This is a genomic window from Sporosarcina sp. FSL W7-1283, assembly GCF_038003105.1.
Classification (GTDB): Bacteria; Bacillota; Bacilli; order Bacillales_A; family Planococcaceae; genus Sporosarcina; species Sporosarcina newyorkensis.
Window position 1 is genome coordinate 3,217,933 of sequence record NZ_JBBOOL010000001.1, and the last position, 26,356, is coordinate 3,244,288.

37 protein-coding genes are annotated in these 26,356 nt (G+C 41.7%); 1 reads left to right on the plus strand and 36 read right to left on the minus strand.

Annotated elements, in window-relative coordinates; translation table 11 throughout:
- Window positions 1-19: 19 nt before the first annotated feature.
- The 33 genes from MKY93_RS16810 to MKY93_RS16970 all read right to left on the minus strand — a co-directional run bounded on the left by MKY93_RS16810 (window position 20) and on the right by MKY93_RS16970 (window position 22,819).
- Complete coding sequence (locus MKY93_RS16810; protein ID WP_340760364.1) at window positions 20-760, minus strand: peptidoglycan recognition protein family protein; 741 nt, start codon at window positions 758-760, stop codon at window positions 20-22.
- 2 nt (window positions 761-762) lie between these two features.
- Window positions 763-1,026 carry a holin gene (locus MKY93_RS16815; protein WP_340760367.1) on the minus strand — a complete coding sequence of 88 codons (264 nt, stop codon included), beginning with the start codon at window positions 1,024-1,026 and terminating at the stop codon, window positions 763-765.
- Between the two features lie 3 nt (window positions 1,027-1,029).
- Window positions 1,030-1,353: a hypothetical protein gene (locus MKY93_RS16820; protein ID WP_340760368.1), complete on the minus strand. Its 324-nt coding sequence runs from the start codon at window positions 1,351-1,353 to the stop codon at window positions 1,030-1,032.
- Between the two features lie 107 nt (window positions 1,354-1,460).
- The gene (locus MKY93_RS16825) at window positions 1,461-1,904 is read right to left on the minus strand and encodes a hypothetical protein (protein WP_340760370.1); all 444 of its coding nucleotides are present in this window, start codon (window positions 1,902-1,904) and stop codon (window positions 1,461-1,463) included.
- Window positions 1,905-1,975: 71 nt separating this feature from the next.
- On the minus strand, window positions 1,976-2,113 hold the full coding sequence (locus tag MKY93_RS16830) for a CD1375 family protein (protein ID WP_445683497.1): 138 nt from the start codon (window positions 2,111-2,113) through the stop codon (window positions 1,976-1,978).
- A complete protein-coding gene (locus MKY93_RS16835) occupies window positions 2,110-2,301 on the minus strand; it encodes a hypothetical protein (RefSeq protein ID WP_078818510.1) in 192 nt (63 codons plus the stop codon). Before MKY93_RS16835 ends, MKY93_RS16830 begins: the two co-directional genes overlap by 4 nt.
- Entirely contained in the window at window positions 2,298-4,394 is a 2,097-nt protein-coding gene (locus MKY93_RS16840; RefSeq protein WP_340760374.1) for a hypothetical protein, read from the minus strand. The genes MKY93_RS16835 and MKY93_RS16840 overlap by 4 nt, the downstream gene beginning before the upstream one ends.
- A 250-nt stretch (window positions 4,395-4,644) precedes the next feature.
- Window positions 4,645-5,241 carry a hypothetical protein gene (locus MKY93_RS16845; protein ID WP_340760377.1) on the minus strand — a complete coding sequence of 199 codons (597 nt, stop codon included), beginning with the start codon at window positions 5,239-5,241 and terminating at the stop codon, window positions 4,645-4,647.
- Between the two features lie 5 nt (window positions 5,242-5,246).
- Window positions 5,247-5,585 carry a hypothetical protein gene (locus tag MKY93_RS16850; RefSeq protein ID WP_340760379.1) on the minus strand — a complete coding sequence of 113 codons (339 nt, stop codon included), beginning with the start codon at window positions 5,583-5,585 and terminating at the stop codon, window positions 5,247-5,249.
- A 3-nt stretch (window positions 5,586-5,588) separates the two neighbouring features.
- Complete coding sequence (locus MKY93_RS16855) at window positions 5,589-6,290, minus strand: hypothetical protein (protein ID WP_340760381.1); 702 nt, start codon at window positions 6,288-6,290, stop codon at window positions 5,589-5,591.
- Complete coding sequence (locus MKY93_RS16860; protein WP_340760383.1) at window positions 6,287-7,456, minus strand: baseplate J/gp47 family protein; 1,170 nt, start codon at window positions 7,454-7,456, stop codon at window positions 6,287-6,289. Before MKY93_RS16860 ends, MKY93_RS16855 begins: the two co-directional genes overlap by 4 nt.
- Complete coding sequence (locus MKY93_RS16865) at window positions 7,449-7,805, minus strand: hypothetical protein (RefSeq protein ID WP_340760386.1); 357 nt, start codon at window positions 7,803-7,805, stop codon at window positions 7,449-7,451. Before MKY93_RS16865 ends, MKY93_RS16860 begins: the two co-directional genes overlap by 8 nt.
- A gap of 10 nt (window positions 7,806-7,815) precedes the next feature.
- On the minus strand, window positions 7,816-8,331 hold the full coding sequence (locus tag MKY93_RS16870; protein ID WP_340760387.1) for a Gp138 family membrane-puncturing spike protein: 516 nt from the start codon (window positions 8,329-8,331) through the stop codon (window positions 7,816-7,818).
- A complete protein-coding gene (locus tag MKY93_RS16875) occupies window positions 8,328-9,113 on the minus strand; it encodes a phage protein (protein WP_445683512.1) in 786 nt (261 codons plus the stop codon). Before MKY93_RS16875 ends, MKY93_RS16870 begins: the two co-directional genes overlap by 4 nt.
- Window positions 9,106-9,420, minus strand: a complete 315-nt coding sequence (locus MKY93_RS16880; protein ID WP_340760391.1) for a phage baseplate plug family protein — start codon at window positions 9,418-9,420, stop codon at window positions 9,106-9,108. The genes MKY93_RS16875 and MKY93_RS16880 overlap by 8 nt, the downstream gene beginning before the upstream one ends.
- Window positions 9,417-9,917 carry a phage baseplate protein gene (locus MKY93_RS16885; protein ID WP_340760393.1) on the minus strand — a complete coding sequence of 167 codons (501 nt, stop codon included), beginning with the start codon at window positions 9,915-9,917 and terminating at the stop codon, window positions 9,417-9,419. Before MKY93_RS16885 ends, MKY93_RS16880 begins: the two co-directional genes overlap by 4 nt.
- 2 nt (window positions 9,918-9,919) lie before the next feature.
- Window positions 9,920-12,094: a phage tail protein gene (locus MKY93_RS16890; protein WP_340760395.1), complete on the minus strand. Its 2,175-nt coding sequence runs from the start codon at window positions 12,092-12,094 to the stop codon at window positions 9,920-9,922.
- Window positions 12,095-12,153: 59 nt separating this feature from the next.
- On the minus strand, window positions 12,154-12,342 hold the full coding sequence (locus MKY93_RS16895; protein WP_340760397.1) for a hypothetical protein: 189 nt from the start codon (window positions 12,340-12,342) through the stop codon (window positions 12,154-12,156).
- Window positions 12,326-12,580: a hypothetical protein gene (locus MKY93_RS16900; RefSeq protein WP_078818523.1), complete on the minus strand. Its 255-nt coding sequence runs from the start codon at window positions 12,578-12,580 to the stop codon at window positions 12,326-12,328. The genes MKY93_RS16895 and MKY93_RS16900 overlap by 17 nt, the downstream gene beginning before the upstream one ends.
- A gap of 18 nt (window positions 12,581-12,598) precedes the next feature.
- Window positions 12,599-12,997, minus strand: coding sequence for a phage structural protein (locus tag MKY93_RS16905; RefSeq protein WP_340760399.1), 399 nt, complete (start codon window positions 12,995-12,997; stop codon window positions 12,599-12,601).
- Window positions 12,994-14,019 (minus strand): DUF3383 family protein, encoded by a 1,026-nt coding sequence (locus tag MKY93_RS16910; RefSeq protein WP_340760401.1) that lies wholly within the window; start codon window positions 14,017-14,019, stop codon window positions 12,994-12,996. Before MKY93_RS16910 ends, MKY93_RS16905 begins: the two co-directional genes overlap by 4 nt.
- Window positions 14,012-14,521, minus strand: a complete 510-nt coding sequence (locus MKY93_RS16915; protein ID WP_340760403.1) for a phage neck terminator protein — start codon at window positions 14,519-14,521, stop codon at window positions 14,012-14,014. Before MKY93_RS16915 ends, MKY93_RS16910 begins: the two co-directional genes overlap by 8 nt.
- Window positions 14,508-14,858: a hypothetical protein gene (locus MKY93_RS16920; RefSeq protein WP_340760405.1), complete on the minus strand. Its 351-nt coding sequence runs from the start codon at window positions 14,856-14,858 to the stop codon at window positions 14,508-14,510. Before MKY93_RS16920 ends, MKY93_RS16915 begins: the two co-directional genes overlap by 14 nt.
- Entirely contained in the window at window positions 14,858-15,316 is a 459-nt protein-coding gene (locus tag MKY93_RS16925) for a hypothetical protein (protein WP_340760408.1), read from the minus strand. The genes MKY93_RS16920 and MKY93_RS16925 overlap by 1 nt, the downstream gene beginning before the upstream one ends.
- Window positions 15,316-15,708 (minus strand): phage head-tail connector protein, encoded by a 393-nt coding sequence (locus tag MKY93_RS16930; protein ID WP_340760409.1) that lies wholly within the window; start codon window positions 15,706-15,708, stop codon window positions 15,316-15,318. The genes MKY93_RS16925 and MKY93_RS16930 overlap by 1 nt, the downstream gene beginning before the upstream one ends.
- Window positions 15,686-15,904 (minus strand): hypothetical protein, encoded by a 219-nt coding sequence (locus tag MKY93_RS16935; RefSeq protein WP_340760411.1) that lies wholly within the window; start codon window positions 15,902-15,904, stop codon window positions 15,686-15,688. Before MKY93_RS16935 ends, MKY93_RS16930 begins: the two co-directional genes overlap by 23 nt.
- Before the next feature lie 43 nt (window positions 15,905-15,947).
- Entirely contained in the window at window positions 15,948-17,138 is a 1,191-nt protein-coding gene (locus MKY93_RS16940; RefSeq protein WP_340760414.1) for a phage major capsid protein, read from the minus strand.
- 20 nt (window positions 17,139-17,158) lie between these two features.
- A complete protein-coding gene (locus MKY93_RS16945; RefSeq protein WP_340760416.1) occupies window positions 17,159-17,809 on the minus strand; it encodes an HK97 family phage prohead protease in 651 nt (216 codons plus the stop codon).
- Between the two features lie 122 nt (window positions 17,810-17,931).
- The gene (locus MKY93_RS16950) at window positions 17,932-19,965 is read right to left on the minus strand and encodes a phage portal protein (protein ID WP_340760418.1); all 2,034 of its coding nucleotides are present in this window, start codon (window positions 19,963-19,965) and stop codon (window positions 17,932-17,934) included.
- Window positions 19,966-19,978: 13 nt separating this feature from the next.
- Window positions 19,979-21,541 (minus strand): terminase large subunit, encoded by a 1,563-nt coding sequence (locus MKY93_RS16955; RefSeq protein WP_340760421.1) that lies wholly within the window; start codon window positions 21,539-21,541, stop codon window positions 19,979-19,981.
- The gene (locus MKY93_RS16960) at window positions 21,534-22,028 is read right to left on the minus strand and encodes a phage terminase small subunit P27 family (protein WP_340760423.1); all 495 of its coding nucleotides are present in this window, start codon (window positions 22,026-22,028) and stop codon (window positions 21,534-21,536) included. Before MKY93_RS16960 ends, MKY93_RS16955 begins: the two co-directional genes overlap by 8 nt.
- Before the next feature lie 167 nt (window positions 22,029-22,195).
- Window positions 22,196-22,558, minus strand: coding sequence for an HNH endonuclease (locus MKY93_RS16965; RefSeq protein ID WP_340760425.1), 363 nt, complete (start codon window positions 22,556-22,558; stop codon window positions 22,196-22,198).
- Between the two features lie 12 nt (window positions 22,559-22,570).
- Complete coding sequence (locus MKY93_RS16970) at window positions 22,571-22,819, minus strand: hypothetical protein (RefSeq protein WP_340760427.1); 249 nt, start codon at window positions 22,817-22,819, stop codon at window positions 22,571-22,573.
- A 335-nt stretch (window positions 22,820-23,154) separates the two neighbouring features.
- Between MKY93_RS16970 and hpaB the strand changes: the two genes are divergently transcribed.
- Window positions 23,155-24,606, plus strand: coding sequence for a 4-hydroxyphenylacetate 3-monooxygenase, oxygenase component (gene hpaB, locus MKY93_RS16975; protein WP_340760429.1), 1,452 nt, complete (start codon window positions 23,155-23,157; stop codon window positions 24,604-24,606).
- Between the two features lie 550 nt (window positions 24,607-25,156).
- Here the strand turns inward: hpaB and MKY93_RS16980 are convergent.
- Genes MKY93_RS16980 through MKY93_RS16990 form a run of 3 tightly spaced genes read right to left on the minus strand, consistent with a single transcriptional unit; the run spans window position 25,157 to window position 26,348 of the window.
- Window positions 25,157-25,705, minus strand: a complete 549-nt coding sequence (locus MKY93_RS16980; RefSeq protein ID WP_078818537.1) for a site-specific integrase — start codon at window positions 25,703-25,705, stop codon at window positions 25,157-25,159.
- The gene (locus tag MKY93_RS16985) at window positions 25,702-26,145 is read right to left on the minus strand and encodes an ArpU family phage packaging/lysis transcriptional regulator (RefSeq protein ID WP_340760431.1); all 444 of its coding nucleotides are present in this window, start codon (window positions 26,143-26,145) and stop codon (window positions 25,702-25,704) included. The genes MKY93_RS16980 and MKY93_RS16985 overlap by 4 nt, the downstream gene beginning before the upstream one ends.
- Before the next feature lie 14 nt (window positions 26,146-26,159).
- Window positions 26,160-26,348 (minus strand): hypothetical protein, encoded by a 189-nt coding sequence (locus MKY93_RS16990; RefSeq protein ID WP_340760433.1) that lies wholly within the window; start codon window positions 26,346-26,348, stop codon window positions 26,160-26,162.
- Window positions 26,349-26,356: the final 8 nt, after the last annotated feature.

The window sequence follows — 26,356 nt, forward strand, 5'->3', positions numbered from 1 at the left end:
ATTTATGGCCATATGCTTCTTATTTATTGACATCCACAATGTATTTGGCAGCCAATCCTAACAGATCGGCATCCGTGATCGTACCTTCATTCAGCTTTACTTTCCACGATTCGTGAGCGCCTTCTGCAACTGCCGCATTTACGATGATTTCACGTCTGGCTTTACTGCCTAGCGTCAATTCGGTTTCTGCTTTTAATGCTGGACTGGAAAATCTCAATTCGTCACCCTCCTTATCTACTGCAGCTACTTTCTTGCCTTCATATTCAGCCAACACCATTTGTTTAAACTGCGTCCAGTTGATTCCTTTGCGACCACCACGTAAATTGTAAGGGCAGTCTTTGCCGGACCAATGGTTATGCTGCACAACCTTGCTGATAGGGATATTATGCATTTTCATCAGCTGGGCAGCGACCGACGCGGCGTTTCTGACAGCTTGCGAAAAGTCACCATCACTATTTATACAAATCTCAATGCCGATGGATCTCGGATTTCCTGATGTGCGCGGGTATGATGCACCAGCATGCCAACAAATAGACGTATCTAAAAATGAGCGTATAGCTCGCTTTTCATCCACAGTGATATGCCAAGAAGCTTCCCTGTTGTTACCGTTTGCCTGTAATCGTGCATGTGCGTTTGCGTCAGAGCCCTTGTCTGTATTACCTGTTTCATGGATTGTGATATATTCACGCGTGTTCACCCCTGTACTAATGACTTTAACCGCAAAGCGATTTGGAACTAGATTTGATTCAATTTTGACCATTATTACTCCTCCTTGCTCGCACCTTCCTGATTATCCATCAACTCAAACAATCCTGTAGCCGACAGTCCTGCTAGTCCGCCTGCCCATAATCGCAAAACAATATCCAAGTCTGTAAATGGTGCAGCTACCGCACCAACAAAAATGCCCACCGCAAATGCGATGAGCGAAAGGTAATTGTTTTTGATATTGGCTGTCTTTTTAATAAGTTGTACCAACGCTAAGATAATTGGCGCCAGCACCGTTGCAAAGATTAATACGTCTGTCATGATTTATCCCCCTATCCATTTCTGAAACGTTTCAATCAACAAAAACAAGAGACCGCCGCCCCCGACTAATGCGCCGATCAGATGCCATTTTTGCTTGTTATTATCTTGCTTGATACCAAGCGTATGACCTAGCAATGTATTAAGCATATTGGTTTGCTCTTTCTGGTGTCGATCGATTAATTCACGCTGCTCTGTATTCTGTGTGTAGATCATGTTCTCGATTTTCGACTGCGAAGTTTGAACAACCGTAATTTCTTTTTTCACTTCGCTGTAGTTTTTTTCTAATTCAAGGATCCGTTTCTCATGGTCTTGTACAATACTTTCCATGGTTTTATCCTCCATTTCCTGCTGCGTCATATCTCACCCCACCACACTTTTCTCTTTTTGAATATAAAAAAGAACGCCCGTGTGGACGTTCCCCTTACTTTCTTTCTTCAATTTGAATATTTATTAATTTCTTTCTCTAATTCTGAAGCCTGCATTTCTAAATCTTTTTTGTAATCGTCTAGCATAACCTCGAGAAATTTAAATCCTTGCATGGCCTGTTCAAAAAGTCCATCCCTTATTAAGGTTCGTGCAAACGTGTTTTTAATTTCATTAGTATTTAAATCAACCTTCACAAATCCTTTATCCAATACATAAACAACTAGACTATGTTCTGATGGATAATAACCAATTACCGGACCACCTAACGATCCATGCTTAATTTCAGGATGCTTAAACTTATAGCCTTTATTTTTGTAAAGTTCGATAAGTGATTTGTACTTCTCGGGTTGGTCTAACAACATTTCCTCTTGTTTGTCAAGAAGCTCCGCATTTCTTTCCATTATTCGATTGTACTCTTCATCTATAACGTTGAAATTATCTACTGTAATCACTGAAGACTCACCTCCCCTCTATCTCCACATTTCGACAGAGAGGAAGTATTATCCTTCTATTTACCTAAGACTTATTTCTCTTTCTCAACCTCGGCAGCCAAATGCTCCGCAACTGGAACCTGATACTGTTCAGGTAGACTATCAATCTTCCTTGCACTAGCTTTCACCAATAGACCGTAAACAGGAATCATATAATCAAAGACCATCATTCCTCACCTCCTTCATATTTGGCAACTTTAGCAGTGAGCACTTCAATCTGCTCCTGCATGCCTGCCATCGCTCCTAGCATGATTAATTGGGTTTCATCTAATTTCTCTACCGCGTCAGATGGAAAAAGAGGCTCATAAGGTCCCTTTTCTCCATTCGGCAATGTGCGCCTTACCAAAGGTATACTCATGAGAATAACGCCCCCGATACTTGAATGATTGGTTTATCGCCTGTCCATGATAATTTGATTGCAATATGTTCAGCAGGACTATCTGACTCATACTTGAATAGATCGTTGATATAATTATCGGCTGGTCCGCTCGAATCTAATTCCATTGGCTTGAAATCTTCCGGTTCCGTTCCGTTCGTCATGCTGATCTCAGCCTTAACCGAATTATTTGGATCACGTAATATCCAGAGTGCAATACTCTTAGCAGACCCTGCTGGTGGCTTGATAGTGTATCTCATTGTAGATGAGGTCAACGGTGTAAGTTTTTTGTCTTTAGTTAGCACGATTGTTTCAGATGCCTTGAAATCATACGTATCAGCTACTTCAACGACGATGCTATTTTCACCGTCTTTTAGCTTGGACAACGAAATATCAAATGAAAACGGTCTAGCAGGTCCATTGTGAATTTCTACGTTTATACCATTGTTGATGCGATACCGAACTACTACGTCATTGCCGTCAGGATCATATGACTCCCCGGTAACGGTTACTTTATCAACGTTGATTAAATCGGATTGGTACTCGATCGGATCGATAGTTAAGGATGGAGGACGATTGGGAACGACATAGAATATACGTCTTTCAATTTCTGATTCCCCGCCCTGATTATCCGCTGCCCAGACCTCCAAGGTGTGAGCAGTGCCCTCTGTGAGTTTGCCAGTGATTTCCGTCTCGCCTTTGTAGAGTCTGCCCGACTGGAAAAGCAGTTGTTCGTTAAAAGGGATTGCTGATCCGTCAGATAGCTTGGTTTCGATGCCTCTAGCAGTGCCGCCGTTTAAGCGATAGTAGACGATTAGAACGTCTCCAACGTCTGGTTCTATTGCGGAACCTTTAATCGTAAACGTGTCTTTTTCGTAGAGAGTTTTGTTGTTTTCGGTTTCGAGCGTCAAAGTCGGTATCTTGTTGTGCTGGATCGTGAACGCTTCGGAATACACATAGTCCGAATAGACGCCGCTTGTATTTTTAGCGCGCACGCGGAACTCAACGGTCGTTAATGACTTATCTGTCGTTACGGTAAATGCACGGGTTAGTGCGTTGGTGTGCGTTCCAACATTTTGCCATGCACCGTTATTGTATCGGCTTTGGACCTCGTATGTGCTGATAGATGGTGCTGTTGATGCGCCGAATGCGAGAGTTAAGGCTTGCTTAGGTTCGAGTACGGCATTGATTGCTGGCGCTGTAAATGCCGATGGTGGTGCGATTGATTGCGATACGCGGGAACCTCGGACGTACCAATAACCATCGGAATGCACTCCGTTAACTGGGTAAGTGCCTTCAATGGCGTTAATGTCGCTTTGGATAAGCGCCCCTCTAATATCGCGCGTTTTAACTCTCCCGATACTGTGTGCCGATTTCGCTTCACTTATCTTTTGGAATCTATCAACAAAAGTTGACCCGGAGCCAGAAGAATAAACATACATACCGATAGATATATCCGAACTGTATAAATAAGTGCCGGCAGTGTAGAAGTAGATACCCTCCACTCGAAAACTGCTATATCCATTTCTAACACTGGTTTCTTCTTTATACTCAAAATCGACGTAATTTTCGGCTCCTTTATGGTATTTACTCCAATAATACATCGGTTTAGTAACCGTAAACTGCGCACTCTCCCGATAACCTGATTCTAGCCCTCCTGAATCAGCTGCCTTGACGCGCATTTTCAGCGAGGTTGCAGTCGGAATGGTATATGTGAAGCTAGGCGTCGATGTTTCGCCTACTTTCGCGAAAGAACCGCCGTTGATAGCCGCTTCCCAAATGTATTTCGACAAGTTGCCCTCCGCGTCACTGGAAGCTCCTACGGAAAATACTTTGGCGTCACCGATTTCTAGTGTTCCGGTTGGTTGTGTGAAGGCCCCTGGTGTTGTTGGCGCTGTGTTGGCCAACGTCCCTCTGACATACCAATAACCATCCGTATGGTAATCATTTGCAGGGTACGTCCCATTTTCGGCCACTAGAGTAGCTAAAAGCGTACCTGAATTCTCCCTTCTTATTAAAGAAGTCTCCGTAATATCAGCTTCATCTACATAACAGTAAATATTGTTGTAAGCCATGCTGTTTCCACTCTCGGTACTCCTGTACCTAAAGACTTTATTTAAGGATTGAGCATATCCGTAATCTTGGTAGTTAACCCTGTCGGCATCTGCATAAGACCCGAAAAAATTAAATCTTCTTGCGTCACTGTCCCACTCTATGACTCGACTGAGTCCAGTGAACATCACCCGGAAATTCTGTTGATTTCTAAATGGTGGCGTCGACCAAACCTCTTTAACTCGGTATCTGCTGTAGTTGTACTTGGCCATCTCACACCACCTCCATTACTGAATAGGTACCCCAAGCACCATTATCCATCCGTCCATCCGCGATCGTCACGTTACTACGAGCAATAACCGCGCCTTTGACGTAATCATGTTGCAACGGCTGAACAGTGATCGTAGACTCGGTGACATCCGTAATCAGCACGTCCTCATGATTGATAGCGTCGTAGACCGTCACCTCTGTAAATGGTTTAAATCCGTCTGTATTATCAACATTAAGGACGGTAGTTCCCGCCGACCGTGGGGCTGTTAGGACTGCAGCTGTTGTCTCTCGCTTAATCCGAATTGGATCTCCGATAAATGTATCTGCAAAGATACCGCTATTGCCTTTCGTGTCTCCCTCTAACGCCTGTTGGATTTTGATTTGTACAATATCACTTTCATGCAAATTCCAATGCTCTGCTAATTTAGCTATCATAATATCCATAGGGCTTAAAGTTTCCGCGTTCAAAGGTGTTCCTGGTTGAAAAATCTCTCCTTCATCCGGCTCTAAACTTACTGTTCCATCATCGTTTTGAACAAAGCGGAAACGGTTAGGAAACTCAACAATGTGATCATCAAAATTAACCTTGATATAATCCAATTTCCTCAATTTTTAACACACTCCTTCATCGGCGTTTCAACGAATGCCATTTCAAATCTAACTAAAAGGCCACGCAAACTAGTCTTTTGCAAGACCTCAATGTTTTCCGCTAATTCTCGCCCATGACGATCAATCAATCGAAAATCTTTGATTTCTCCTTCGGTAATCTTATTTAATAGAAGAAAAACACGTAGACGATTGCCTTCTACAGTTTTTTTATATAACTCGAATTCTGTAGCAACGCCATTGACCAAAACTCTTGAACCTGTAATTTCTTTAGCGATAGCGTTCAGAAAGACTTCGAAACCTAATGGAGTAATAATCGTCTTTGCCAATGCACTCAATATTTACACCTCCCCAACAAATAAATTCCCGCCCGCTAAATATCTGCCAGTCACAGGGTAATAGCCACCATTTACAATGCTGTCTGTCACAAGCGCAACGTCAGTATTCAAGCTGATTCCGTCAAATGATCTGTACGGTTTCACTCCACACGAAAACGTGCCACACAACCAATACGGATAGGTGATGGCATCACTGTATGTTGCTATTTTGATTTCGACAGGTGACAATACGAACTGCCAGTAGACTTTAACGCCACCACCCTTGATACGTTCAATGGCAATCATATTGACTGGTTTGTCGGTCTGTTGAAAGGAAATGAGTAACGCGGCAGGCTCATGGTCTAATTCTGACTTGTACCACACTTCTTCCACGCCTACATAGGCATCCCCTAAAAAGACATGACCAACTTCATTTATCGTTTCGATTTCACCTGCACTTCGATTTAGACGGATTCGCATCTTGATAAAATCCCGAAACAATTCATCTTCCTTTTGTCCGCGCTCTTCCTTAACACGTTTGGCCAAGTCGTCTAGAGGTACGCCTTCCGCATTATCAATATCCTGCCAGTCTTCAATTTTGTGAAAGACATTTTTAACGGCTTCCAATTCAGAAAAAACAAGTTGAAACACTTTGCCGATGTTGCTGTCTCTTGCTTTTCGATAGTTATCCGTCAGTTTATCTAAAGCGGCTTCAATTAGGTTCATGTGACCACAACCTTATCAGCAGAAGTGGAAGCGATCTTATCAAAATCAATCGATACATTGCCCACAATAAATTGCTTATCCGCTGACAATCCTAATTTCAAATCGATGTCATCAATACCATTCGTCTCGTGGATGGCAGCAATCAATTTGGTATAGCCTACACTTTTACCAATACCGAGTCCTGGATGCTTGTTACCGTCTCCAATATATTTCACAATACTTTCACAGACTAAATCGAACCCATTAAGTGGGAATCTGTCATTTGTAGTCAGCTTCACATCTACATAAATATCAACTGTGGAAGGTCGCGTGTAGCCAATTGGATGAGTGTTCCCATTGCTATCTACAACATCTACTACAGTCGTTCCATATGATTGGATACCACCTGTCTTAGCAATAAAAATAGTACGTGCAATTACGTCATCCTCTCCACCATGAACGAATGGAGCAATACATTTTGGTGGTAATCCATCCACTTCGATTATTTCATCATTCTCGAAAACGAAAGCATCTACTACACCAGCTGCATCTAATAAGTTGGAGCGTACTGCATCGACGTTAGAAGCGCCACCTCTGGTAGCTGATAGTCCGTTACGCTGCCGAAAAGACTCATCGTCTTCAGCGTCACGACCAACCACGATTTGCTTCAACACTTCTACACTGAAAACGCCTGCTACTGGATTCGTAATCTGATGGATAGCTGTTAAACTAACATTTCCAGACACTCCTGCTTCTAGTGCTTCGATTTCCGTGTAAGCCCATCCATCGTCATCAGCGACCGCATAAGTGAGTGTACGATATAAAATGTCACCCTCCGTTTGTACGGTGAATCCTTCTTGAATAGGAATGCCAGGATCCGCTTCTAACTTAACTGCATACCTGGCAGCTACAGCTTTTTGTCGGGTCGTACCGATAAACTTTGATGTTTTATCCAAATTGATACCCTCCGCTGTATCTGGCGACATACTGTTATAAACCTTTTCTGCCAGCATCCAAACGATAGCCAAAAACCACGCACATAAACGGATGAATAATCCTAAAAAAGTTCGTTCAGAGAGATTGATATTCTCCCCAAACAATTCACGGGATTTCATTTCCATATCTTCAATCAAATCTGCGTATTGCTTACGCTTGAAACCCTTCTTCGTCAATCCGTAGTCATCCAATCGGGAACACCTCCTCGATCACATTTCCACTGTTCATACGGACACGGACCAATACTTCTGCTTTCCTTTTAGGACGCTCTTGAAAAAACTCAACCTTTTCAACTTGATCAACCCGCTCGTCTTGATGGATCGTTTCAATAATGGCAAGTCTTGACCGTTGTTCATCGAACGGCTTAGCGAAAATAACCGAATAGGCTAGCCCGTGAAGAATATTCAAGAACCACTCTTCCTTATTTGTGGTCAACGCCCTTTCAAGAGATTGTCCTTCTTCTACTTCTTCTTCGATCACTACGAAGTTTCCAAGTTGATCAATAACAATATCGTCGTCCTCTATTTTTAAAGCCTTCATTATTTCTCACCTAACTTCCACTTGATCGTCTATCAGTAATGTTTACTAATCCACTGACGGTAGAAAGATTAATATTCCCCTGCTCACTAGTCAGATTAATATCTTGTAGCTTGGTTGCAATTGAGACCTTTCCATTTTCGTCAATGATAATTTTAGTGTCCATGTTTTCATGAGCAATGAGTAAATCATTTTCATGTTCAGCTGGCATTGGCATTTCCGATAGGCCTGAAACAATCATGGCATCATCCAAATGGTGTCGGCGTTCCCCTGCATCATCCAAAGGGTAATCATTAAAAACAACAATGACCTTATCCCCTTTTTTAAATGGCATACGAATAAAAAACGCTCCTGCTCTATGTAAAGAAACAGGAACGTCTAATATTGGAGGGAGATCACCTTGTAACGGCTGGATATCAGCTTTCATCGCCACATGATCAAACTTCAAAATTTCCGCTTGCATGGCGACACGCAAACCATCCATCATGCCTTCAGCAAAACCGTCGAAGAAACCAACCGCTTCACTCATACAGCTTTCACCTCCATTTTTGTATGCCAAGAGGAGCCATCATGACTGCCTTTCACAACACGGAAATTTCCTGTCACCGTGCGGCTCTCAATTCGAATCAAGCTGTCTTCTCTAATCCGATGATTCAGCAAGCACGTAACAGAGTAGTCAGCATCCTCACTGTCCATTTGTTCAGGCGTTCCAACTAGACCAGTATCCGAATTTAACACGAATCCTGTATTCACGCCTTTACTTTTAGGACGAATGGAGATGACGCTATTCGTAATGAGTAATTTACTTTTACAATCATTCACCACAATCTGGCGTAATTCCCGTTGCAATGGTCCGTGAACTACCTTTCCTTTTTTATAGACGACATCTTTTTCGAGTTGGATTTCGCCAACTTCTAAACCAAACAAACCGATGACGCCCCTAATAACTTGGGAAGCTCTAGTATTTTGCTTAAATGTCTTGGACACCTTCGTTTTCATCCACTCTGCCGCACCATCGCCCATTGTAACGGTTGTTATCTTATCTACACCGCTCCATGTGGTTTTAGCAGTAATGATTCCACCTGTAAAGATGGAACCGCTATTGGATTGATAACCAGCATTTAAAATACAAGGCGTACCCTTTTTCAGTTTAGAAATTGTGTCTTTGGAAAGGTTGTATATTTTGACCTCCGCTGTGCTTGGTTCTGGATCATCATCGAAATCCACTTTGAAATCAAAATGTAAATCAGGATAGTTGATTGTCTTACCTGCCACATGGAATGATGCCTTCCGAATCCACAAATCATTCATCGAGTTCACCGTCCATCATATACAGAAAAACACTTTCTTCTAACTCTTCCCATCCAATACGCTTTGCGTTTCCTGATTCATCGAAAGGAATGATTGGGGTTAATGGCTTGGTTTGTACATTTTCAAATAAAGGCTTACCATATACTAACTTTTCTCCAGCAACAATCAAGTCATCAAGACGTAATAAATCGACAGTAAAGAAATCATGTTCAGCATTGTAACGGACCTCAAACCCCCAGGTAACGTTGTCGAGTTGCATCTCGAATGAATAAGGAATTGCTTCTTTATCAATTTCAATGTAATTCATTTCTTACGCCCCTTTCGACTTTGAGTGTCCGATTTCTGCTTTGGTGTTTTCTTTTTCGGCTGCTGCTTGCCTTTACTGGTAGTCTTCTTCGTTTGCGTTTTGCTGACTGACTTTGCAGGGACAACGAGTTTCACTTCTTTTAATTTTGCAATTCGTACCTTGCGTAAAGTCAAAGAGAATTCAAAGCCATCGCTAATTTTAGCCGATCGTTTTCTCGAAAAACTCGCTATGACTACTTGCTCGAATGTTTCAACACCGATAAAAGTAAGCAGTTCTCGTTCTTGCCGAAACCGTTGGAGTCGGGCTAGTTTTTCATTAGCCCGCTCCCCAGTGATCACTCCATTAAGAGGAATGGTTTCTGGTTTAACCTGCACATGATCAGCAACGTCAGATCCTTCTTCCACAGAATGATCGGTGACTTCACTTGGTTCGTTCACTGATTCATCTATTACTGCATTGAATTCGACTTCACCACTTAGACCAATTAATTTTGACAACATTATGCAGGTTCACCCCCTCTTTTAGCCGCTAACATTGCAAAAAACTGTTCCATCATCTCAGGGAAATAGCGTTCCAATTCATGTTTAACATCTTGACCATCTGCATTACCCTGAATAATAATTTCAATTGTTGGATTAAACGAGATACCCTGAGTCGATGACTGATTCGAAGGTGGTGAGGTTTCAGGGTTGAAGGATCTAGCGATATCATACCCAACATTTTCTGCCGCATCGCTTGCATGTTCAGCCTGATCTTCAAATCCAATTTGATAACCCATCATGGTATTGACACCATACTCTTTGAAAAGACGAGACGGTGAAAAGATTTGCAGGGCACCTTTAAACTTACTTGCAATACCACTAGCGATATCACCAACTTTTTTCCATACAGCATCAGCCATGCTGTCAATTCCGCTAATTAATCCTTGGAGAATATTAGCACCAATATCAAACAAATTGATATTTGCGAAGAAGCTTTCAATATTATGCCAGATACTTTCACCGATACCCCTTATGATTTCCCAGGCTCCGCTCCAGTCACCTTGTAGTATCGCCATTCCGGCACTGATAAGGCCAAGCACAATGTCAATACCAGTTGAAATCACTGTCTTGATCAATTCCCACGCAATTGTCACTATACCTGTAATTAATGGCCATACGATTTGGAAAATCCCTTGTATAATACCCATAACCATCTGGATAGTTCCCAAAATGCTATTGAATCGTTCTTGGACAATAAACATAATGAACGCACTATTGGTATCCCAGAAGTCTTTAAAGCGGCCGACTATGCTCATTGCAAACTCCATTGCCACTCCGAAAACATTCATTACAATCTCGCTAATCCATCCGAATGCAACGGATGTAGCTTCTTTGATCCAATCCCAAGCAGCATGAACGCCATCCCTAAACCATTCGATTTTGGTGTATGCCAGTACAAGTGCACCAATAATTAAACCAATGGCAGCAACTGTTAGAACTATAGGATTAGTTAATACGGCGAATATTCCTCCTGCTGTTTTCACCGCACCCGATACCTTCGTAAATAAACTATAGAGAGGGGGTAACTTCGTCAATATACTACCGAGCACCATGAGGACAGGTCCAATACCAATAATGAAAGCAGATCCGATTAAAGCGCCATATTTGACGATTCCTTGCATAATCGGTGAAAGCTCATCAAACGCTGATTTAGCCGCCTTGACTTTATCCACTGCACTTGAAAAGAAATCTCCAAATTTTTCTCCCGCTTTTTCTGCAATTCCTCCCATATCATCTACACGAGCTGTGATATCAGAAATCAACGGTTTTAATTTGGAAAAGAAACCGCCGCCTTTACCACCCGCATCAAGGAAGGATGCTCCAAGTCGACCGACTGCTGACCACATGTTAGCCATCCCAGCGGTAAACGATTCTTCACCCATCGTTTTAGCCGCGCCGCCGATGTTATTTTCAATCGCGTTCATCAGCATTTTAGAAGATATTTTACCATCGGACGCCATTTTAAACACCGCGTCTCCGGTCACTCCGGCCTCGTCTGCCAGCCATTGATAGATGGGCAGCCCTCTGTCGGATAGTTGTTGCAACTCACCGTTATAAGCTTTACTGGATGTCTGGACTTTATTTAAAATCGAACCCATCTCGCCCATTCCCATTCCAGCAATTGCTGCCGCATCTCCGGTTAAAGTGAGATATTTAGTCAGCTCTTTCCCTGGCTTAACTCCTGCTGCCGCGGCATTAGCTGCGGTGGTTGCTGCTTCGCCCATACCAAACGATGTGCCTTTTACAGAATCTAAGGCAGATGTCATGATCACGTCAACGCCTTCTGCGTCATGACCAAGACCTTTCAGTTTGGCACGGGCTGTGTCAATACCCACAAGCCTGTCGAACCCTTTGACCAAAGCTATACCACCTAAAGCAGTAGCAGCCCCCACCGCCGGGGCAGTTATCCATTTTGTCATGTTCTTACCGATACCGCTCATTTTGGTGCCAATACCGTCTAATTTGGAAAACATGCTGCTGGTAGTAGATTCAGTGACGCTACCCATTTCCGCAATGCTGCCTCCCGAATCAATGGCACTATCACGGATATCATCCACAGCGGTGTTCACTGCCAATAGTTTATTGACGTCAGAGTTAAACATAATGTCTATTGCTAATTGTCTTAAACTCAACTAATTTCACCCGATTCGCGTTGAGACATATAAAAAAAGACACCCGATCAACGAGTGTCTTACTTTTGTTTATTTTTTGCTTCAATCTTTTCGATATAAATATCAAGGGCCGCGTTAGCTTCCATGATTTCATCCATTGTCATTTTCTGCAATTCGGGATAAGAAAACTTCTCCTCCATAACAAGGCGCCAAAACCACCAATGTTCTGTTGCACTTTTCCGATAGTGACCTTTACTCTTCGTCTCCACCTTGTTGAAAGTTGACTGCTTCCTTGACTAATTCGTCAAGTTCACCCCAATCATCAAAATCCTCTATTTTCATTTTTGGTGAAACAACAATGTGAGCGAGAACTTCCTTATACGTTTTTTCCTCACTAGGCACACCAAATTTGTTTTTACAGCGGTCACGAATCTTTAGCCATTCAACCGGGAAAACCTTTTGCAACGTAAATTCTTTTTCATTAATCGTAATTGTTTTCTGTTCCATTTAATATCTCTCCCTTAATCACTCATCTATTTCTAGTACAGGCACTACAATAATCCATTCACGCTCACTAATTTCTTTCCCGAACTCTAAGTTAGGCGGCTTTTCAATCCAGCAATCATTCCCGCCAGATGTAGAACCGAAATTTTGATCTACAACTGATACTGAAAAAGTATCTTTATCCCTAGCCATTTTTGACAAAATAGAATTAGAGGGGCTGTCTTGTGATAGCGTCACGGTAATTTTCCCCATTTTGTTTGCATTGCGTGCGCGGGCTACTTCACCTTTCGCGCCTACGTGTGCAGTGTAACTCTCTTCGTCACGTTCTACGTTTATAAATGTTCCATCAGCAAAACCTGTCAGAATCGTATTATTTACTACGACATTGGTGTCTAACGGATCGTACGTATTTACACTCATGCCGCTGCCCCTCCTTCGTTATACGTCATAGTTAAGCGTAAAGTAGTTCCATGAATCGCTCCTGCTAACGGCACAAGGATTACTAAACCATCATATACACGGTTGGCCACATCATTAGGTAGACTATTTTCACGACTGCGTGCTTGAATTTCCCACAAGCCATTCCCCGCATCATCTTTTAAAACAATGCCTTGCTCAGTTGCTCTTTTTAAAACAGCAGTAGCAGCTGATACTATTAATGCGATCCCGCTATTCTCATAAGCAACTTTTTTCTGTGTGAAAAACACTCGCGAAACTTCTTCAGTCAAACGTGCATCTAAGAAATCTTGTGATTGCATAACGTAGATATACTCACCACTTGTTACTTTGCCTTCACTCGTCTGAAGAATGCCAAATTTACGAAGATACGTATTTCCATTGTCTGTGTGCAGTTGTGTAATATCACTGATACCGATATTAGCTGCTTTCACACCATTTACCGTTTTGAATTTCCATGTGATGCTACCTGGTTCTTCGGGGGCACAGCGTGCAATTAATCCTTCTGCTACATAAGATTCCGGATCGTCGTGATAAAATAAGAATGTACGATCAGATTCAATCTCTTTAAGCAAGTCTATATTTTGTGTGGTGACACCGTATAGTTTCTTCTGCGTATCAATCCATTTGGAAAGAGCAGTAATTTCATTGTCACCGTTCTGGTCACACTCCAAGTAATACCAATCATTCTTAGTTTCAATTAATTCATTTAAAAATGTCACTAAGGTTTCAGGGTTTGATTCCGCATAAGCTATGCCAGCCATAGCGATCATTGGTGGACGCGGTGTTTGGCCAAAAATCCTTGCCGCGATTTTATAGGCAGCCGTATCTACTGGATAATCTTTGGCCACTTGCTCAATGCCTGTGTATTCGCTGTATTCTTTTTCTCCATTAGTCGCCAAAATAAAAGGAAGACCAAAGCCTTGTTGCGTTAAGGCTGCAGTCTCCCTCGTTATAATGACTTCAACGTCTTTAACATTAGTCAATGATAGTCACTTCCTTTTTAAAAGGTTTATTATTAATTGTTCCTTTTACAACTTTTATTTCTTCCACAACCCTACTTTGCGTGTGGACGAATCGTAAAATCACATCAAATCCTCGCTTGCGTTCATAGTCATCCACAATCAAACTGTCACGATTCATAACAGATTGAATTTCTGCAACAACGTAACCAGCCTCCTTCAACTGCCTGTAACCAGTGAAGGTAAACCAATCGTGTGCCTGCTGGATTAAACCCGATGTATTATCAAAGTCATTTCCATAAGCTGTCAAACTTAGGGACATAGTAGGCTGAGAAGTCGATACTCTGTTAATATCCTCAACCAGATCTTCATCATAATTCGATGGTCGCCCACCAGTCGGAATGAACGACACGATTTCTTTAATAGCGATGTATGGATAAGATGGTTTTGGACTTGACTGCTCCGCTAAAATCACCGGACGTGTTAGATGGCTATCCAAACTTCTAATAATATCAGTTACTCGCAATGCCATCCCTCCTAATCACATACATTCGTAAACCCTTGCCATAAAATGAGTAATCTCGTTCTTCCATCACAGTGTAATCTAACTTACTAACTGTAACGGATTGACCACGTTCTAATTTTTTATAGGTATAGAGCTTTTCATCATCAGTGGAATACGTACCACCTTCTTCGAACTGCAAAATGTCATCCGTAAAATTTGTGATAACTGCACGGAATGGCGTTTTTGTATCAGTACCTGGCACCCAGACACCATCCACATACTCCCCATCGCTACCATCTGCACGTTCATTTAGATAAACGGTAATCATGTAGGGACGCAAAAATGAACGGAAATCCATTATTTACGCACCACCTTGAATCCAATGGCATCTCGAAGATCACCAGTTTTCACTAGATCTACGCTTGTCACATTCTCACTAATTTTTTTCGATGCAAATTTCCCTATCTCTTCGTTAATTTCATAGGCAGTGGCATTCCCTTGTATCAATAGATCCAGTAACTCCTCCGCTTTTTTATTAATACTACCTTGGTTAGCATCAAAACCTGAACGAAAATAAGAGCGTTCAGGAATATGAATATGCGTGGTAGACTTTTTGAGCGGCATTCCTTGCCCTAAAAACCAACCGCGCATCTTAGGCGTTACTTTTATATCGAAACCATATTCATGCACCCAAGCTACTGTAAAAAGTTTATCCCCACTAGGTGCATCAATAACTAACTGAATTTTGTTTCGATTTATTTGTTGCAATTGGCGAGCTAAATCTGGAATTCGATTATTGTCTCTCACTCTTGCCATTATCCATACACCATGTTTCGATATGGATCGATTAAAGCTAAAACAGATGGGGGTGCGGGGATCACCTTTCCATCTATGTGCTGTAGTGCATAATTTTTCTGACCAAGACCGTCAATTCGTTCACTAGAAACACCCATATTCCCACCTGTATTGATACGATACGTACACCATAATATACACGCATCTTCCACATCATAGGGTAGCCGCGGAATGACTTCAGAAGGTTCTTCACCAGGCAAAGTATATTCACTGGAGAAAGCCCTGCGACAATATGTTTCAATTGCTTCAGACACGGAACGAATGATGCGTTCCAATTGGTGGTCTTCATCCTTGTCTTCCACAGGAATGAACAGCTGTCTCTTCAATTCATCAATCGTTGTCAGCATCGTCATCACCCTTTTTTGCCTTTTTGGATGCAGATTTTTTAGTAGCTGTTTCTTTGACAGGTTTATTTTTGGCTGTTTCGACCACTTCTGCAATTTTGTGTTTCACGAATTGATCACCTCGATCTTTGCTAGTCTCCACAACTTCTCCTGCGGCATAACTGTAGGTAGGGGATGAAATGGATTGTAAAAGTCTCACCTTCACGTTCACACCTCCTAATTAAAAAGAGTAGTCATCGACTACCCTCTCACTCGCCTGCATGTGTAATTGTTTTAACCGCTTCTGGTACAAGCAATTTTCCATCATGACGGAACGTTGCACGGAATCCAACTTGGCCAGTCTCTGCATACAGTTCATCAAGACGTTGAATCGCAATGCCAAGACGATCCATGATGCGGTAACGACCAATATCACCAAACGCTACTGATTTTGCGCCTGCTCCAATCTCAGGCATAAAATCGGACGTTGTCACTGGGCGCCCAAGAATACGATCCGGTTCCCCTGCCTGTAGACCTGGCTGCCATAGATAATCGTTGTCACCAGTACGCTTCATTTTCCGAATGGCTTTGATAGATGAATCACCCATCAGGAATGTTCCGCGTTGACGATAGCCACGCTTGACAGAATAGAATAGGTCAATCAGGTTGTCTGCTGTTACACCGTCCGTGGTAGCTTCAACGCCTTGTTTCGCGTCAAGCAATAGACCACGTGGTTTTTCGTCACCATCACCTAACAAGAAGCTATGCTCTTCCAATTCAGATTCCGCTTCCACAAACTGAGAGCGAATTTCAGCTTCAAGATTAAAAGAGGCGTCTTGCATTAATTCCTCTGATATAAGTAAAATCCCTCCACCTTTATGTGCGCCCATATGTTGCACAGCAAAAGACATGCTTGTTTTACCGTACGTGCCTTTCTCCGCGATATAGTTAAATTTAGGACGATCAGCAACCATAGGGATTTTGCGATCTGTGGAAGACTGCATGACGGTCGCAAGCTGTCTCATGACAGTAGCCTTTGTCAATTCACGTAGTAAAGTGGTTTCAAATTCTTCAGGCGCCAAGTATCCACCTTTTGCATCTTCTGCTTTGAATAGATCACGCATTTCTCGTGGATCTGCGTTACGTCCTTCTTTCAATACATTCCAGAAAGAGTTTCGATATTCTTTAGTAGCACGTGGACCAGAACGATCTTCAGGCTCATCGTCAATCACAGGAGTAGTGTTACGCTGAGTAAATTCTCCCTCGATGCCAACTAGGCGCTCTTCACGTTCAATTTGGGAACGTAGGCTGTCCACTTCTTTCATGATTTTATCGTAATGCTCTAGTTCGTCAGCAGCCAGTGAACGCTTTTCTGTTGTTTCTCGTTCTAAAATTCCACGTGCCTCTTTTACCAATCCAGCACGCTTGTTACGTAATTCTTGTACTTTTGCAATAGTCATATAGATGACCTCCAATTAATTTAATAGTTTTCTTCCAATACCAAGCGTCTCATCAATATATCAATTGAATATGATGGAGTAGGCTCATTCGGTGGTGCCTGCCGTTCTTCTTGCATTACATCCTTAATTACAGAACGCAAGATTTCTTTAAAATCTACATCTTGAATAGCTTCTGTAACAGATCGTGCGCTGACATTCGTCGATGGATAAGCCGGAAACGGTGTAGGGCTAATCTCAATCAGCTCCACGTCTTCTAGCGTCCGAATCGATTGTTCAGGGTTCGTATTATCCCAACTATCTTTTTTGACAGAGAAGCCAAACGAAACACCATCTACGTCCTTTCGTTGAATGGCAACGCCAGCATCACGTCCCCATGAGTTATCCGGCAAATCCAATTCAAAAAGCAGCCCTCTTTCATCTTCTTCGAGACGTAGAGTGCTACCATTCGTTGAGCCTAGCGGAAAGTCAGAATTATGATTCCACAACGCTTTGATATTATTTTTTGATATAGATTCGGCAAACGCGCCTTTTTGAATCTTTTCCCTAAATCCGTACAAGGGTACAGATAGCTGATCAAATACGGCAGCATACCCTCGTAAAGTAGTGGGTTTGCCTTCTTCACTTCTCACTTCCATGTCAGTGATTGGATAATTCCTACGCTCAATTTTCAAATCCTCACCACCTTTCGATCATCAGTCTTAATTTTTGCTGATTTTCTCAAGAGACTTCCTGATTAAATTCAGCTCTTTGACAATCTCCTTCAGCAACTTTTCCACTTCTCTCACCTCGCATTTCATTCAGCCACAATCTGACAGACACAACCTCCATGCAACGGTGGATGAGAAGCAGGCTTGCGCACATTCATTGTTCCATCTTCACTTTCAAGACTCTGATCTTTACTGACAAAGTTTTGCTCAATACCAACAACCATTCCATTCAATTCGGTGCAGTATGGACAGTTATCTGATCCAAGTGCCATCCATCTCAATTTACTAATTCCTAATGCAGCAAAAGCAACTTTAGCAATGGCTCCGCAAATTTGGACAGTTTCATTCATGGCTACCTTTTCAGGACGGCGTTCTTCCCATTCAGTTAAGCGGACATCGATTTCATCCACAGGATCTAACCCTTCATCGAATGAATCACGCACAATTTTAGCGAGTTGTCCTTTTGAGCTTCCAGAATATCGTTCAGCAAAAGCTTCTAAGTATTTATCCATGAATTGACGCGCTTCATCAGTAAAAGTTTTTTTATCACCGACTTCTTTACTGGCTTCTTCGTATACGATTTCAGCCAGTGAGAGAAAAGCAGGTTTCATACGTTTTTTCAACGCTTCATTGTCGCCATAGTATTCATCCAACCAGACTTCAAAAGTTGCTGAATCACGAGTACCTAAATGTTTTATGACAGCTTCCCGAATATCAGCGGCCTCTTGTATTAAATATCGTTTTACTGCATTAGAAAAGACTTGCTCATAACGCTTAGCAAGTCTCGAACGGTTTTGTGCGGCTCGTATTTGTCGCTGCTCTTTTGTTGTTTTTTCAAATGTACGAAATTCAAGGCTCCGTTCATCTTCATCGTCTAACAAAATGGATACGTTTTCGACTGGATCCACAGAATCTAAATCGTCAGCATTAATCATATTCAGTGGAGTTAGGTACACATCACCTTTAGGTCCAATAGGATTCATATTCTCCTTATTACGAATATCATTAATGCTCATCCAACCCCATTGTCTAGCAGTTGCATAGGCATTGTATCGGCTTTGAATATCTCCACGTAACAGTCCATCCACAAGGAAACTGGCGTAATATTTCTTATGCATAAATTCAGGGATAATCTGCAATTTAATTGTTTGTTCCCATAAAGAGAACCAATATAAAAGCGTATCAGTGTAGAATTCCTGTGCCTGATGCTCAATGTTACTAAATGTGGCATTTTCCATAGAACCAATTTTATGAGGAGGCACACCGAAAATGGCTGCCATTTCCTGACGTTGGAAAGCGCGTGTTTCTAAGAACTGTGCATCTTCAGGAGGAATACCAATCTGTTTGTACTGCATTCCTTCTTCAAGAATTGCTATGCGGTGAGCATTATTGAGTCCCTTGTGGATGTCATTCCATTGTTCGCGCAATGCATCAATTTGTCCCTCGCTTTTCAACTTTCCTGGATGTTCTAATACCCCACCAGGCTTGGCGCCGTTTCCGAAAAACCTTGCACCGTATTCGGTAACAGACATACCCATGCCAATTGATTCACGGAACATACGAACAACTGAGTAACCTTTCAATCCATCAAAGCCTGGACCAACCAAATGAAACATTCGCCATTTCGGAAGAATGGTTGTTCCACCTTTAGGCAACGTCACTAAATATTCAACGTCTCCAGTCTTTGAAAACCGTGGCGTCACTCTATCTGGCGTTAATGGCCATAAAGCTTTCGGCATTCCATCCGCACCATATTCAATTTCTGCATAGCCGTTTCCCCACACAAGAAGATGAGTATTAAGCGCATCACGAAATGACAAACTCGTCATAAGTGGATTCGGCTTTTCATGCAGCAAAGAATAAAGAGGATGGTCATAAGCGCGTTCCCGACCGTCTCCATTTCGTTCATATAAATGCAGTGGAAGTGAAGCGATTGGTTTCGTAATGGCGCGCACCGCAGCCCAAAATGATGAGTATGTTATTGCGTTCCGTTCGTTGACAATCGTGCCTGAAGCAGAACGACCTCCGCCCATCAAATCAACAAACCATTGTTCTACAGCATTGTCGATGGGTGTTGTCACCCAATCCCGTGCGCGCTGAATAATTCCTTTTCGTTTCAATCTCTCACCTCCCTCAAATAGACAACAGACCGCGTCTGTCATAAACAGATTCAATATCTTCTTCAAATAACATTGCAGTCGCCATGGCGTTGATCAAGGCAACCGTCAAATCAATTCGTTCCGCTGATTTGTTTTTCATCGGCTTAATATTTTCGTTACCGTCAATCGCTATGACTGTATTCCCCCAACACCAACGAGCGAGAGGGTTCTTTTCATGCGACATCTTGCCAGACTTCATAAGCCGTTCGATCATCTTCATAGCTGGACTCATATGCTTCATGTTTTGGGCAATTTCCACGACTTCCACACCTTCATTCATCAAACGTTGGGTAAGCATGCGTGAATTCCATGGGTCGGTTCCAAGCGCCGCAATGTCATACTGTTGATTTGCCGATAGTAATCTAGCTTCCACAAACTCATAATCCACTACATTTCCAGGAGTAGCATGAAGAAACTTCTGATTTACCCAACGATCGTAAGGGACTTTATCACGCAAAACACGTTCTTTCATGCTTTCATCCGGCACCCATGCATCTGTGATAAAGCGCCAATCATCAAAGCCCTCCTGTGGAGGAAACAAGTAACAAGCAGCCGTTAAGTCAGTGGTGCTTGCCAAGTCTAATCCCGGATAACAACGTTTCCCAACCAATTCAGACAGGGACCAATCGCCGTTCGTGGAATCCCACAGAGAGAGAGGCTGCCAACTGTGTTGTTTCAGTGACACCCATTGATTCAGCCGCAACCATCGGAATAGCTTTTCAGATGCTTCACTATTCTTAGCAGATATCGCTTCCTGGCGAACAGATTCAATGGGAATCGTATGACCAAGTGAAGGGTTGGCTTTATACCATGTTGCTTCATCCCAAATATCATCATCTTCTTCGGCACCGTATATTTTCACATACCAAGTCGGGTCCACCAATTCACCGTCGCGAATTTTTATAGCCTTTTCGTGAATCTCCCAACCAATCGAGTTTCGGTCTGGATCATCGCCAGCTGTTGTGATTACCCACCACAATGGCTCTTTACGTGCCGCCCCTGCTCCGAATGTCATGACGTCCCACAATTCACGGTTGGGCTGTGAATGCAGTTCATCAAAAATAACGACCGTCGGGTTGATACCGTGCTTTGTAAATGCTTCAGCAGAGAGGACTTTCAAGACAGTGCCAGTATGGATGTTCTCAATTTCTTTTCGGCTGTCTGTAATCTTCAAAACCTTGCTCAATTCTTCATCTTGCTCAATCATTCCAACGGCTGCTTTATAAGCAAGAGTTGCCTGTTGTCTATCAGAAGCACAGCAATATATTTGTCCTTGCATGCCATCGCACACCAAGTGGTAAACACTCAATGCCGCAATCAATGATGTCTTTCCGTTCTTCTTCGGTACTTCCAAATATGCATAGCGATAATGACGATATCCACTTTCATTTACCGTGCCGTATACATCCCAAATTGTGTCATGCTGCCAATCCAATAATAAAAACGGCTGACCATAAAAATCGTCAACCGCTTTCAACATCTGAACAAATTCAATTGGTTCCAGGGCACGTTGCTTATTTATTACTGGATTAGCCATCGTTACCACGACTCTTCAAAAATTTAGCCATAGGCGAATCGCCCTTTTTTTCATTCTCTGGAATGACTAACTTCAAACGTGATGTAATGGTCAGACCGAGGTCCCCAGCCAACTGCCGACAAACAGCAGCCAATTGTGAAGCTGTTCGCATCCGTTGGGCGTAGTCTTTAAAATCCTCTTTTAACTGTTTGGCAGTCATACTTTTTGCTGAACGATTCACGCGAATATAGTTATCATACGTTTCGATATACATAGCAAGCGTGTCCACATCGAGATTATCAAAGATGCCCAACTCCATAAGTTGGCCGGACAGTACCACAAACTTTTCTTTTTGCGCCTTAGTCAATCTGGATGGGGGAATCACTTTATCCGTATCTGCCTTCATGGATTCTTCGTGACTTTGACGCTGTTGAATTTCTTCCTTGGTCAATCGGTTTTTATTACCTTCTAACAAATGCAATCCAATCGGTTTCCTGTTTTTGGTCATTATTACACCACCTTTGAAAATAATTTAGAAAACGAAAAAAATGCACGCGAAGCTGGAGCGCGCTTATCTTATGAAAAAGCTGTAGAGATTGAAGTCCCCCTACCCTTTTGACGAATAAAATTAATATTATCTGCTCTTTCATCATTCAATTTGATCGATGAAGAACGTCAACGCTTCTTACTACGGTTCCCAAAGCCAGCGTCTTCCATTGCTGTCTTACGTGAGTGACAAGATGAACACAAGGGCTGCCAGTTCCTACGGTTCCAAAAGAGTTCCGTGTCTCCTCTATGTGGAATGATATGGTCCACAACATTGGCAGCTGTACGTATGCCTTGCTCTCTGCATATCACGCACAATGGGTTGTCCTGCAGGTAGCCCTTTCTTGCCTGCTGCCATCGGTACCCATAGCCCTGCTGGGTAGTAGTCCCCCGGTATCGGTTATAGTAGTGCCTATGCTCCTCACACCTACCCTCACTGGTCAGTGTCCGGCACCCTGGTTGATTGCATGGGCGCTTAGGTTTGCGTGCCATGACCCCCACCCCCTATTCAAATATTGGCCTAGACTTCACAATCTCCAATGCCTGTTCTTCTGTGAAGCCTTCTGCAATCAATCGATCGTGCTTCTTCTTTAAGAACTTAGCCTTTACATCCCACTCTTGAATAACATAGGGCAGCATCTCATTCATGTGTTCGATACTCTTTTCATATTTGTTTCTGGCGTCTAGCTTTGTTACATTTTTGGGTTGTACTGGTTTAGGTGGCGCATTACTCATACTTGGTTTTTTATGCATTGTTGGGATCTCCTTTCAAATATAAAAGACACCCGTTAGGATGCCTTTAAATTGCTTATTGATTTCTTCTACGTAAGTAAGAAGATTACTATAGGGCGCCCTCCCTTTCAAAAATCCTGATACCACATTCAGAGGTAATATCAAATTAGTTACTCCAATTCTTTCGATATTTCCTTATTGTTCAACTATCATGCTGCGCTAGTTAAAGAAAGAATATTAGCATGCTCAAGTTACATAGAATAATTTTAGTAATAAAATTATTCTATATAACTTGTTAAAACAGCTATAAACGAATAATTGTATTTAAATATCAATTAAAATTGGGGGAGTGGAACATGGGGGTTATTAACGGAAAAGATTACATTAACCGATTAAATCATCTAAATAATGAAATTTGGTACGACGGTGAAAAAATTGAGGGGTTGTTATCTGAGCACCCTGTCTTCAAAGGTCTTATCCAGACCAAAGCCGAACTTTATGATTTGCAACATGATCCAAAAATAAAAGATGAGATGACTTTTATTTCTCCAGCATCAGGAGAGCATATTGGTCTTTCCTATTTGCAACCAAAAACGAAAGAGGACTTAATTAGAAGAAGAAAGATGATTGAACATTGGGCTAGGTATTCAGGGGGTATCATGGGAAGAAGCCCAGATTACTTGAACACAGTTTTAATGAGCTTTGCCTCTTCAGTATCCTTTTTAAATAATAAGGACAAATGTTTTCCGAAAAATCTGCAAGCATTTTATGAATTTGCTAGGGAAAAGGACCTGTCGTTTACACATACCTTTATTTCTCCTCAAGTGAATCGTTCTTATATCTACATTGAAAAAACGGATGAGCCAATCGCCGCAAAAGTTATTGATAAAAATGAAAAAGGAATCATCATTAAAGGTGCACGTCTCCTTGCTACGCAAGGTGGTTTAACAGATGAAGTATTAGTATTTAGCGTAGGTAGATTTCTATTTAATGAAGATGAAGCTTTTGCCTTTTCAATCCCTTCTAACACAAAAGGATTAAAGTTTATTTGTAGGGAAACATTCAGCGGCGGACAATCTTCTTTTAATTATCCATTAAGCTCGCGGTTCGAAGAAATGGATTCTATCGTTGTCTTTGACAATGTATTAGTCCCTTGGAATAGGGTATTTTATTACAACAATGCAGAAGTAGCCGAAGAATTCCCAATTCAAAGCTCTTTCCATCCCTTTACTAAGCACCAAGTATTGACAAGACAAATTGTAAAAACAGAGTTCGTCTTAGGTGTTGCTGAGCTACTTATCGAAACGATTAATATAAGCAAGTATCACCATATCCAAGAAAAGATGTCAGAAATCATCATTGGTCTAGAAACGATGAAAGCATTGTTAGAAAAATCGGAAAATAACGCAAAATTAGATGAATGGGGATATATGCGTCCAGAAATTTTCCCACTTCAAGTTGCTGGTAACATCTTTCCTAAAATCTATCCTCGTTTCACTGAAATTATCCAGCTAATCGGAGCTAGTGGAATGATTACATTACCAACCGAGAAAGCATTTCATTCTATTATTAGAAATGACTTAGATTTTTATCTTCAAGGAGCTACTAAGACCGCAGAAGAACGAGTAAAAATATTTCGTTTAGCTTGGGATCTAACGATGAGTTCATTTGGAACAAGACAAACCCAGTATGAGCGATACTTTTTTGGCGACCCGATTCGATTATCCAGCGATTTATATAAGAAATATCCAAAAAAAGAATATGTAAAGGTAATTAGTAATTTCTTGAATCTAAAAAAAGAAGAGTAATAGAAATTCCATTATTGTCTTAAGTGAATACAGGTTAAATAATTCCTTTTTAAGATCAAAATACTACGCTCAATCTTTTTATACATTGAGCGTTCTCCTATTTTTGCAATGATTCCATGCTATTTTAGCTTTCTTTAAATCCTCTATATCAACATTAAATGCATAGAAAGAACACAACATGTTGTCCGCTATTTCCGTAGCGTTTTGGTTAATATGGATGGTTTGAGTCAGAAGCGGCTAACCAAACCACCTCACATTAAACAATAACACCCTGAATTCCTAATGCTCTGCCGTAAGTCTGCCAGTTGTCTGCCACAATTATTTTCTCTCTTTCGGTTACCTTTAATCAGGAGTGTGTGTAATTCAAGCAAACGCTATAAGCCTTGCCCCTATTGCTCTAATCCATATTCTCTAATTCGAGTTACACAATCACTATTTAAAGGTAATTGATAGGCAGTCTTCTTCTGATAATCATTCAACTTAATTCATCTATTTTTAGGCAAATAAAAAAGGCATCCAATCGGACGCCTCTTTCTAAACGTTTTATCATTCATAATCCTTCAAACCTTTCCATCGCTTGGTCTAATGCATCTTGTGTGACGCCTATATATCGAAGCGTCGTCTTTTCTTCTGTATGGTTGAAGATCTCCATGAGCATCACTACGTCTTTATACTTCTGGTAAAAATGATAGCCGAATGTCTTTCGCAATGTATGTGTGCCAATACCGTCAAGTCCAACATATTCTGCAGCCTCTCTTAACATCTTGTAGGCCATGCTGCGTCCAATTGGTTTATTGACACCTTCCCGACTGGCGAACAGATACTCATCTTCTTCTTTGCCATCTACATACTTCTTCAGCTCACGTCTAAGCATAGGTGTCATCTGGACGTGTTTCCGCTTACCTGTCTTCTGTTCAGTGATTACGAAGTATTGACGCTTATTCACGTCTCTCACACGTAAAGGCAATATGTCGGAAATTCTCAATCCACTATTAATCCCCACCATAAATAAAATATAATTTCTCTCTGACTTGTCTTTGAGGAATTTCTTCATGGCTTCGATACGGTCATGATCCCGTATAGGGTTTACAAAGTTCATCGGCCAACCGCCTCCTTGAAGACTTCTATCTTGAGTGCAAATGCTAATTTATAAAACAAACGAGCTTTCAGCCTATAATAATTTCTTTCAGACATATTCAATTCTGCATAAATCTGATAATCAAACATTTCTGTTTCTTGTAAATATCTCTTATGAATAATTATGCGTTCTGTTTTGCTCAGACGGTTTACAGCATTCGCTATCCAATTTATATATTTGAGTCTAGCTTGCTCGTAATCGATATTGGCTATAGCAGCTTGTTCTGTCGATGATGACGGAAGTCTTGGAGACGGTGGCGTAAATGAATAACAGGCTGTAATAGATGGTAAGCGGTCCAAACTCACTTGCAAGGAATATAAACGGTATGTTTCCAATGCCTGCTCGACTGCTTCCTTTGTTCTGTCTCGATCAATTTCTGGTAAGTTGAACTGTAATTGCATCAATATCCCCTCCGTTATCTTCTTCTGAAAGCTCCACCTACACGCTTATACCTATCTCGATTCATGCCCATCAATTCGCGCCATTCTTTATCCGTTAATTTCTCTTCTCTGTTCTTCCTAAAGCTAGTATCGTTTTTTACTTCCGCTTGTTTGATAGGCTGTGCAAGCCCTTTTTCAGTTAGTTGTTCTTGCAATGTTCTCATCCCCTTCG

What these genes read in the sequence shown, in the direction of transcription:
- MKY93_RS16815 (WP_340760367.1), bottom strand. Translation starts at nt 1,026, where the DNA reads ATGACAGACGTATTAATCTTTGCAACGGTGCTGGCGCCAATTATCTTA.
- MKY93_RS16810 (WP_340760364.1), bottom strand. Translation starts at nt 760, where the DNA reads ATGGTCAAAATTGAATCAAATCTAGTTCCAAATCGCTTTGCGGTTAAA.
- MKY93_RS16960 (WP_340760423.1), bottom strand. Translation starts at nt 22,028, where the DNA reads ATGACCAAAAACAGGAAACCGATTGGATTGCATTTGTTAGAAGGTAAT.
- MKY93_RS16835 (WP_078818510.1), bottom strand. Translation starts at nt 2,301, where the DNA reads ATGAGTATACCTTTGGTAAGGCGCACATTGCCGAATGGAGAAAAGGGA.
- hpaB (WP_340760429.1), top strand. Translation starts at nt 23,155, where the DNA reads ATGGGGGTTATTAACGGAAAAGATTACATTAACCGATTAAATCATCTA.
- MKY93_RS16820 (WP_340760368.1), bottom strand. Translation starts at nt 1,353, where the DNA reads ATGGAAAGTATTGTACAAGACCATGAGAAACGGATCCTTGAATTAGAA.
- MKY93_RS16990 (WP_340760433.1), bottom strand. Translation starts at nt 26,348, where the DNA reads ATGAGAACATTGCAAGAACAACTAACTGAAAAAGGGCTTGCACAGCCT.
- MKY93_RS16875 (WP_445683512.1), bottom strand. Translation starts at nt 9,113, where the DNA reads ATGAATGATTTGTGGATTCGGAAGGCATCATTCCATGTGGCAGGTAAG.
- MKY93_RS16865 (WP_340760386.1), bottom strand. Translation starts at nt 7,805, where the DNA reads ATGAAGGCTTTAAAAATAGAGGACGACGATATTGTTATTGATCAACTT.
- MKY93_RS16940 (WP_340760414.1), bottom strand. Translation starts at nt 17,138, where the DNA reads ATGACTATTGCAAAAGTACAAGAATTACGTAACAAGCGTGCTGGATTG.
- MKY93_RS16985 (WP_340760431.1), bottom strand. Translation starts at nt 26,145, where the DNA reads ATGCAATTACAGTTCAACTTACCAGAAATTGATCGAGACAGAACAAAG.
- MKY93_RS16905 (WP_340760399.1), bottom strand. Translation starts at nt 12,997, where the DNA reads ATGAGTGTAAATACGTACGATCCGTTAGACACCAATGTCGTAGTAAAT.
- MKY93_RS16955 (WP_340760421.1), bottom strand. Translation starts at nt 21,541, where the DNA reads ATGGCTAATCCAGTAATAAATAAGCAACGTGCCCTGGAACCAATTGAA.
- MKY93_RS16870 (WP_340760387.1), bottom strand. Translation starts at nt 8,331, where the DNA reads ATGAGTGAAGCGGTTGGTTTCTTCGACGGTTTTGCTGAAGGCATGATG.
- MKY93_RS16920 (WP_340760405.1), bottom strand. Translation starts at nt 14,858, where the DNA reads ATGGATTTCCGTTCATTTTTGCGTCCCTACATGATTACCGTTTATCTA.
- MKY93_RS16840 (WP_340760374.1), bottom strand. Translation starts at nt 4,394, where the DNA reads ATGGCTTACAACAATATTTACTGTTATGTAGATGAAGCTGATATTACG.
- MKY93_RS16925 (WP_340760408.1), bottom strand. Translation starts at nt 15,316, where the DNA reads ATGGCAAGAGTGAGAGACAATAATCGAATTCCAGATTTAGCTCGCCAA.
- MKY93_RS16965 (WP_340760425.1), bottom strand. Translation starts at nt 22,558, where the DNA reads ATGGCACGCAAACCTAAGCGCCCATGCAATCAACCAGGGTGCCGGACA.
- MKY93_RS16855 (WP_340760381.1), bottom strand. Translation starts at nt 6,290, where the DNA reads ATGAACCTAATTGAAGCCGCTTTAGATAAACTGACGGATAACTATCGA.
- MKY93_RS16930 (WP_340760409.1), bottom strand. Translation starts at nt 15,708, where the DNA reads ATGACGATGCTGACAACGATTGATGAATTGAAGAGACAGCTGTTCATT.
- MKY93_RS16830 (WP_445683497.1), bottom strand. Translation starts at nt 2,113, where the DNA reads ATGATGGTCTTTGATTATATGATTCCTGTTTACGGTCTATTGGTGAAA.
- MKY93_RS16980 (WP_078818537.1), bottom strand. Translation starts at nt 25,705, where the DNA reads ATGAACTTTGTAAACCCTATACGGGATCATGACCGTATCGAAGCCATG.
- MKY93_RS16900 (WP_078818523.1), bottom strand. Translation starts at nt 12,580, where the DNA reads ATGGAACAGAAAACAATTACGATTAATGAAAAAGAATTTACGTTGCAA.
- MKY93_RS16880 (WP_340760391.1), bottom strand. Translation starts at nt 9,420, where the DNA reads ATGAATTACATTGAAATTGATAAAGAAGCAATTCCTTATTCATTCGAG.
- MKY93_RS16970 (WP_340760427.1), bottom strand. Translation starts at nt 22,819, where the DNA reads ATGCATAAAAAACCAAGTATGAGTAATGCGCCACCTAAACCAGTACAA.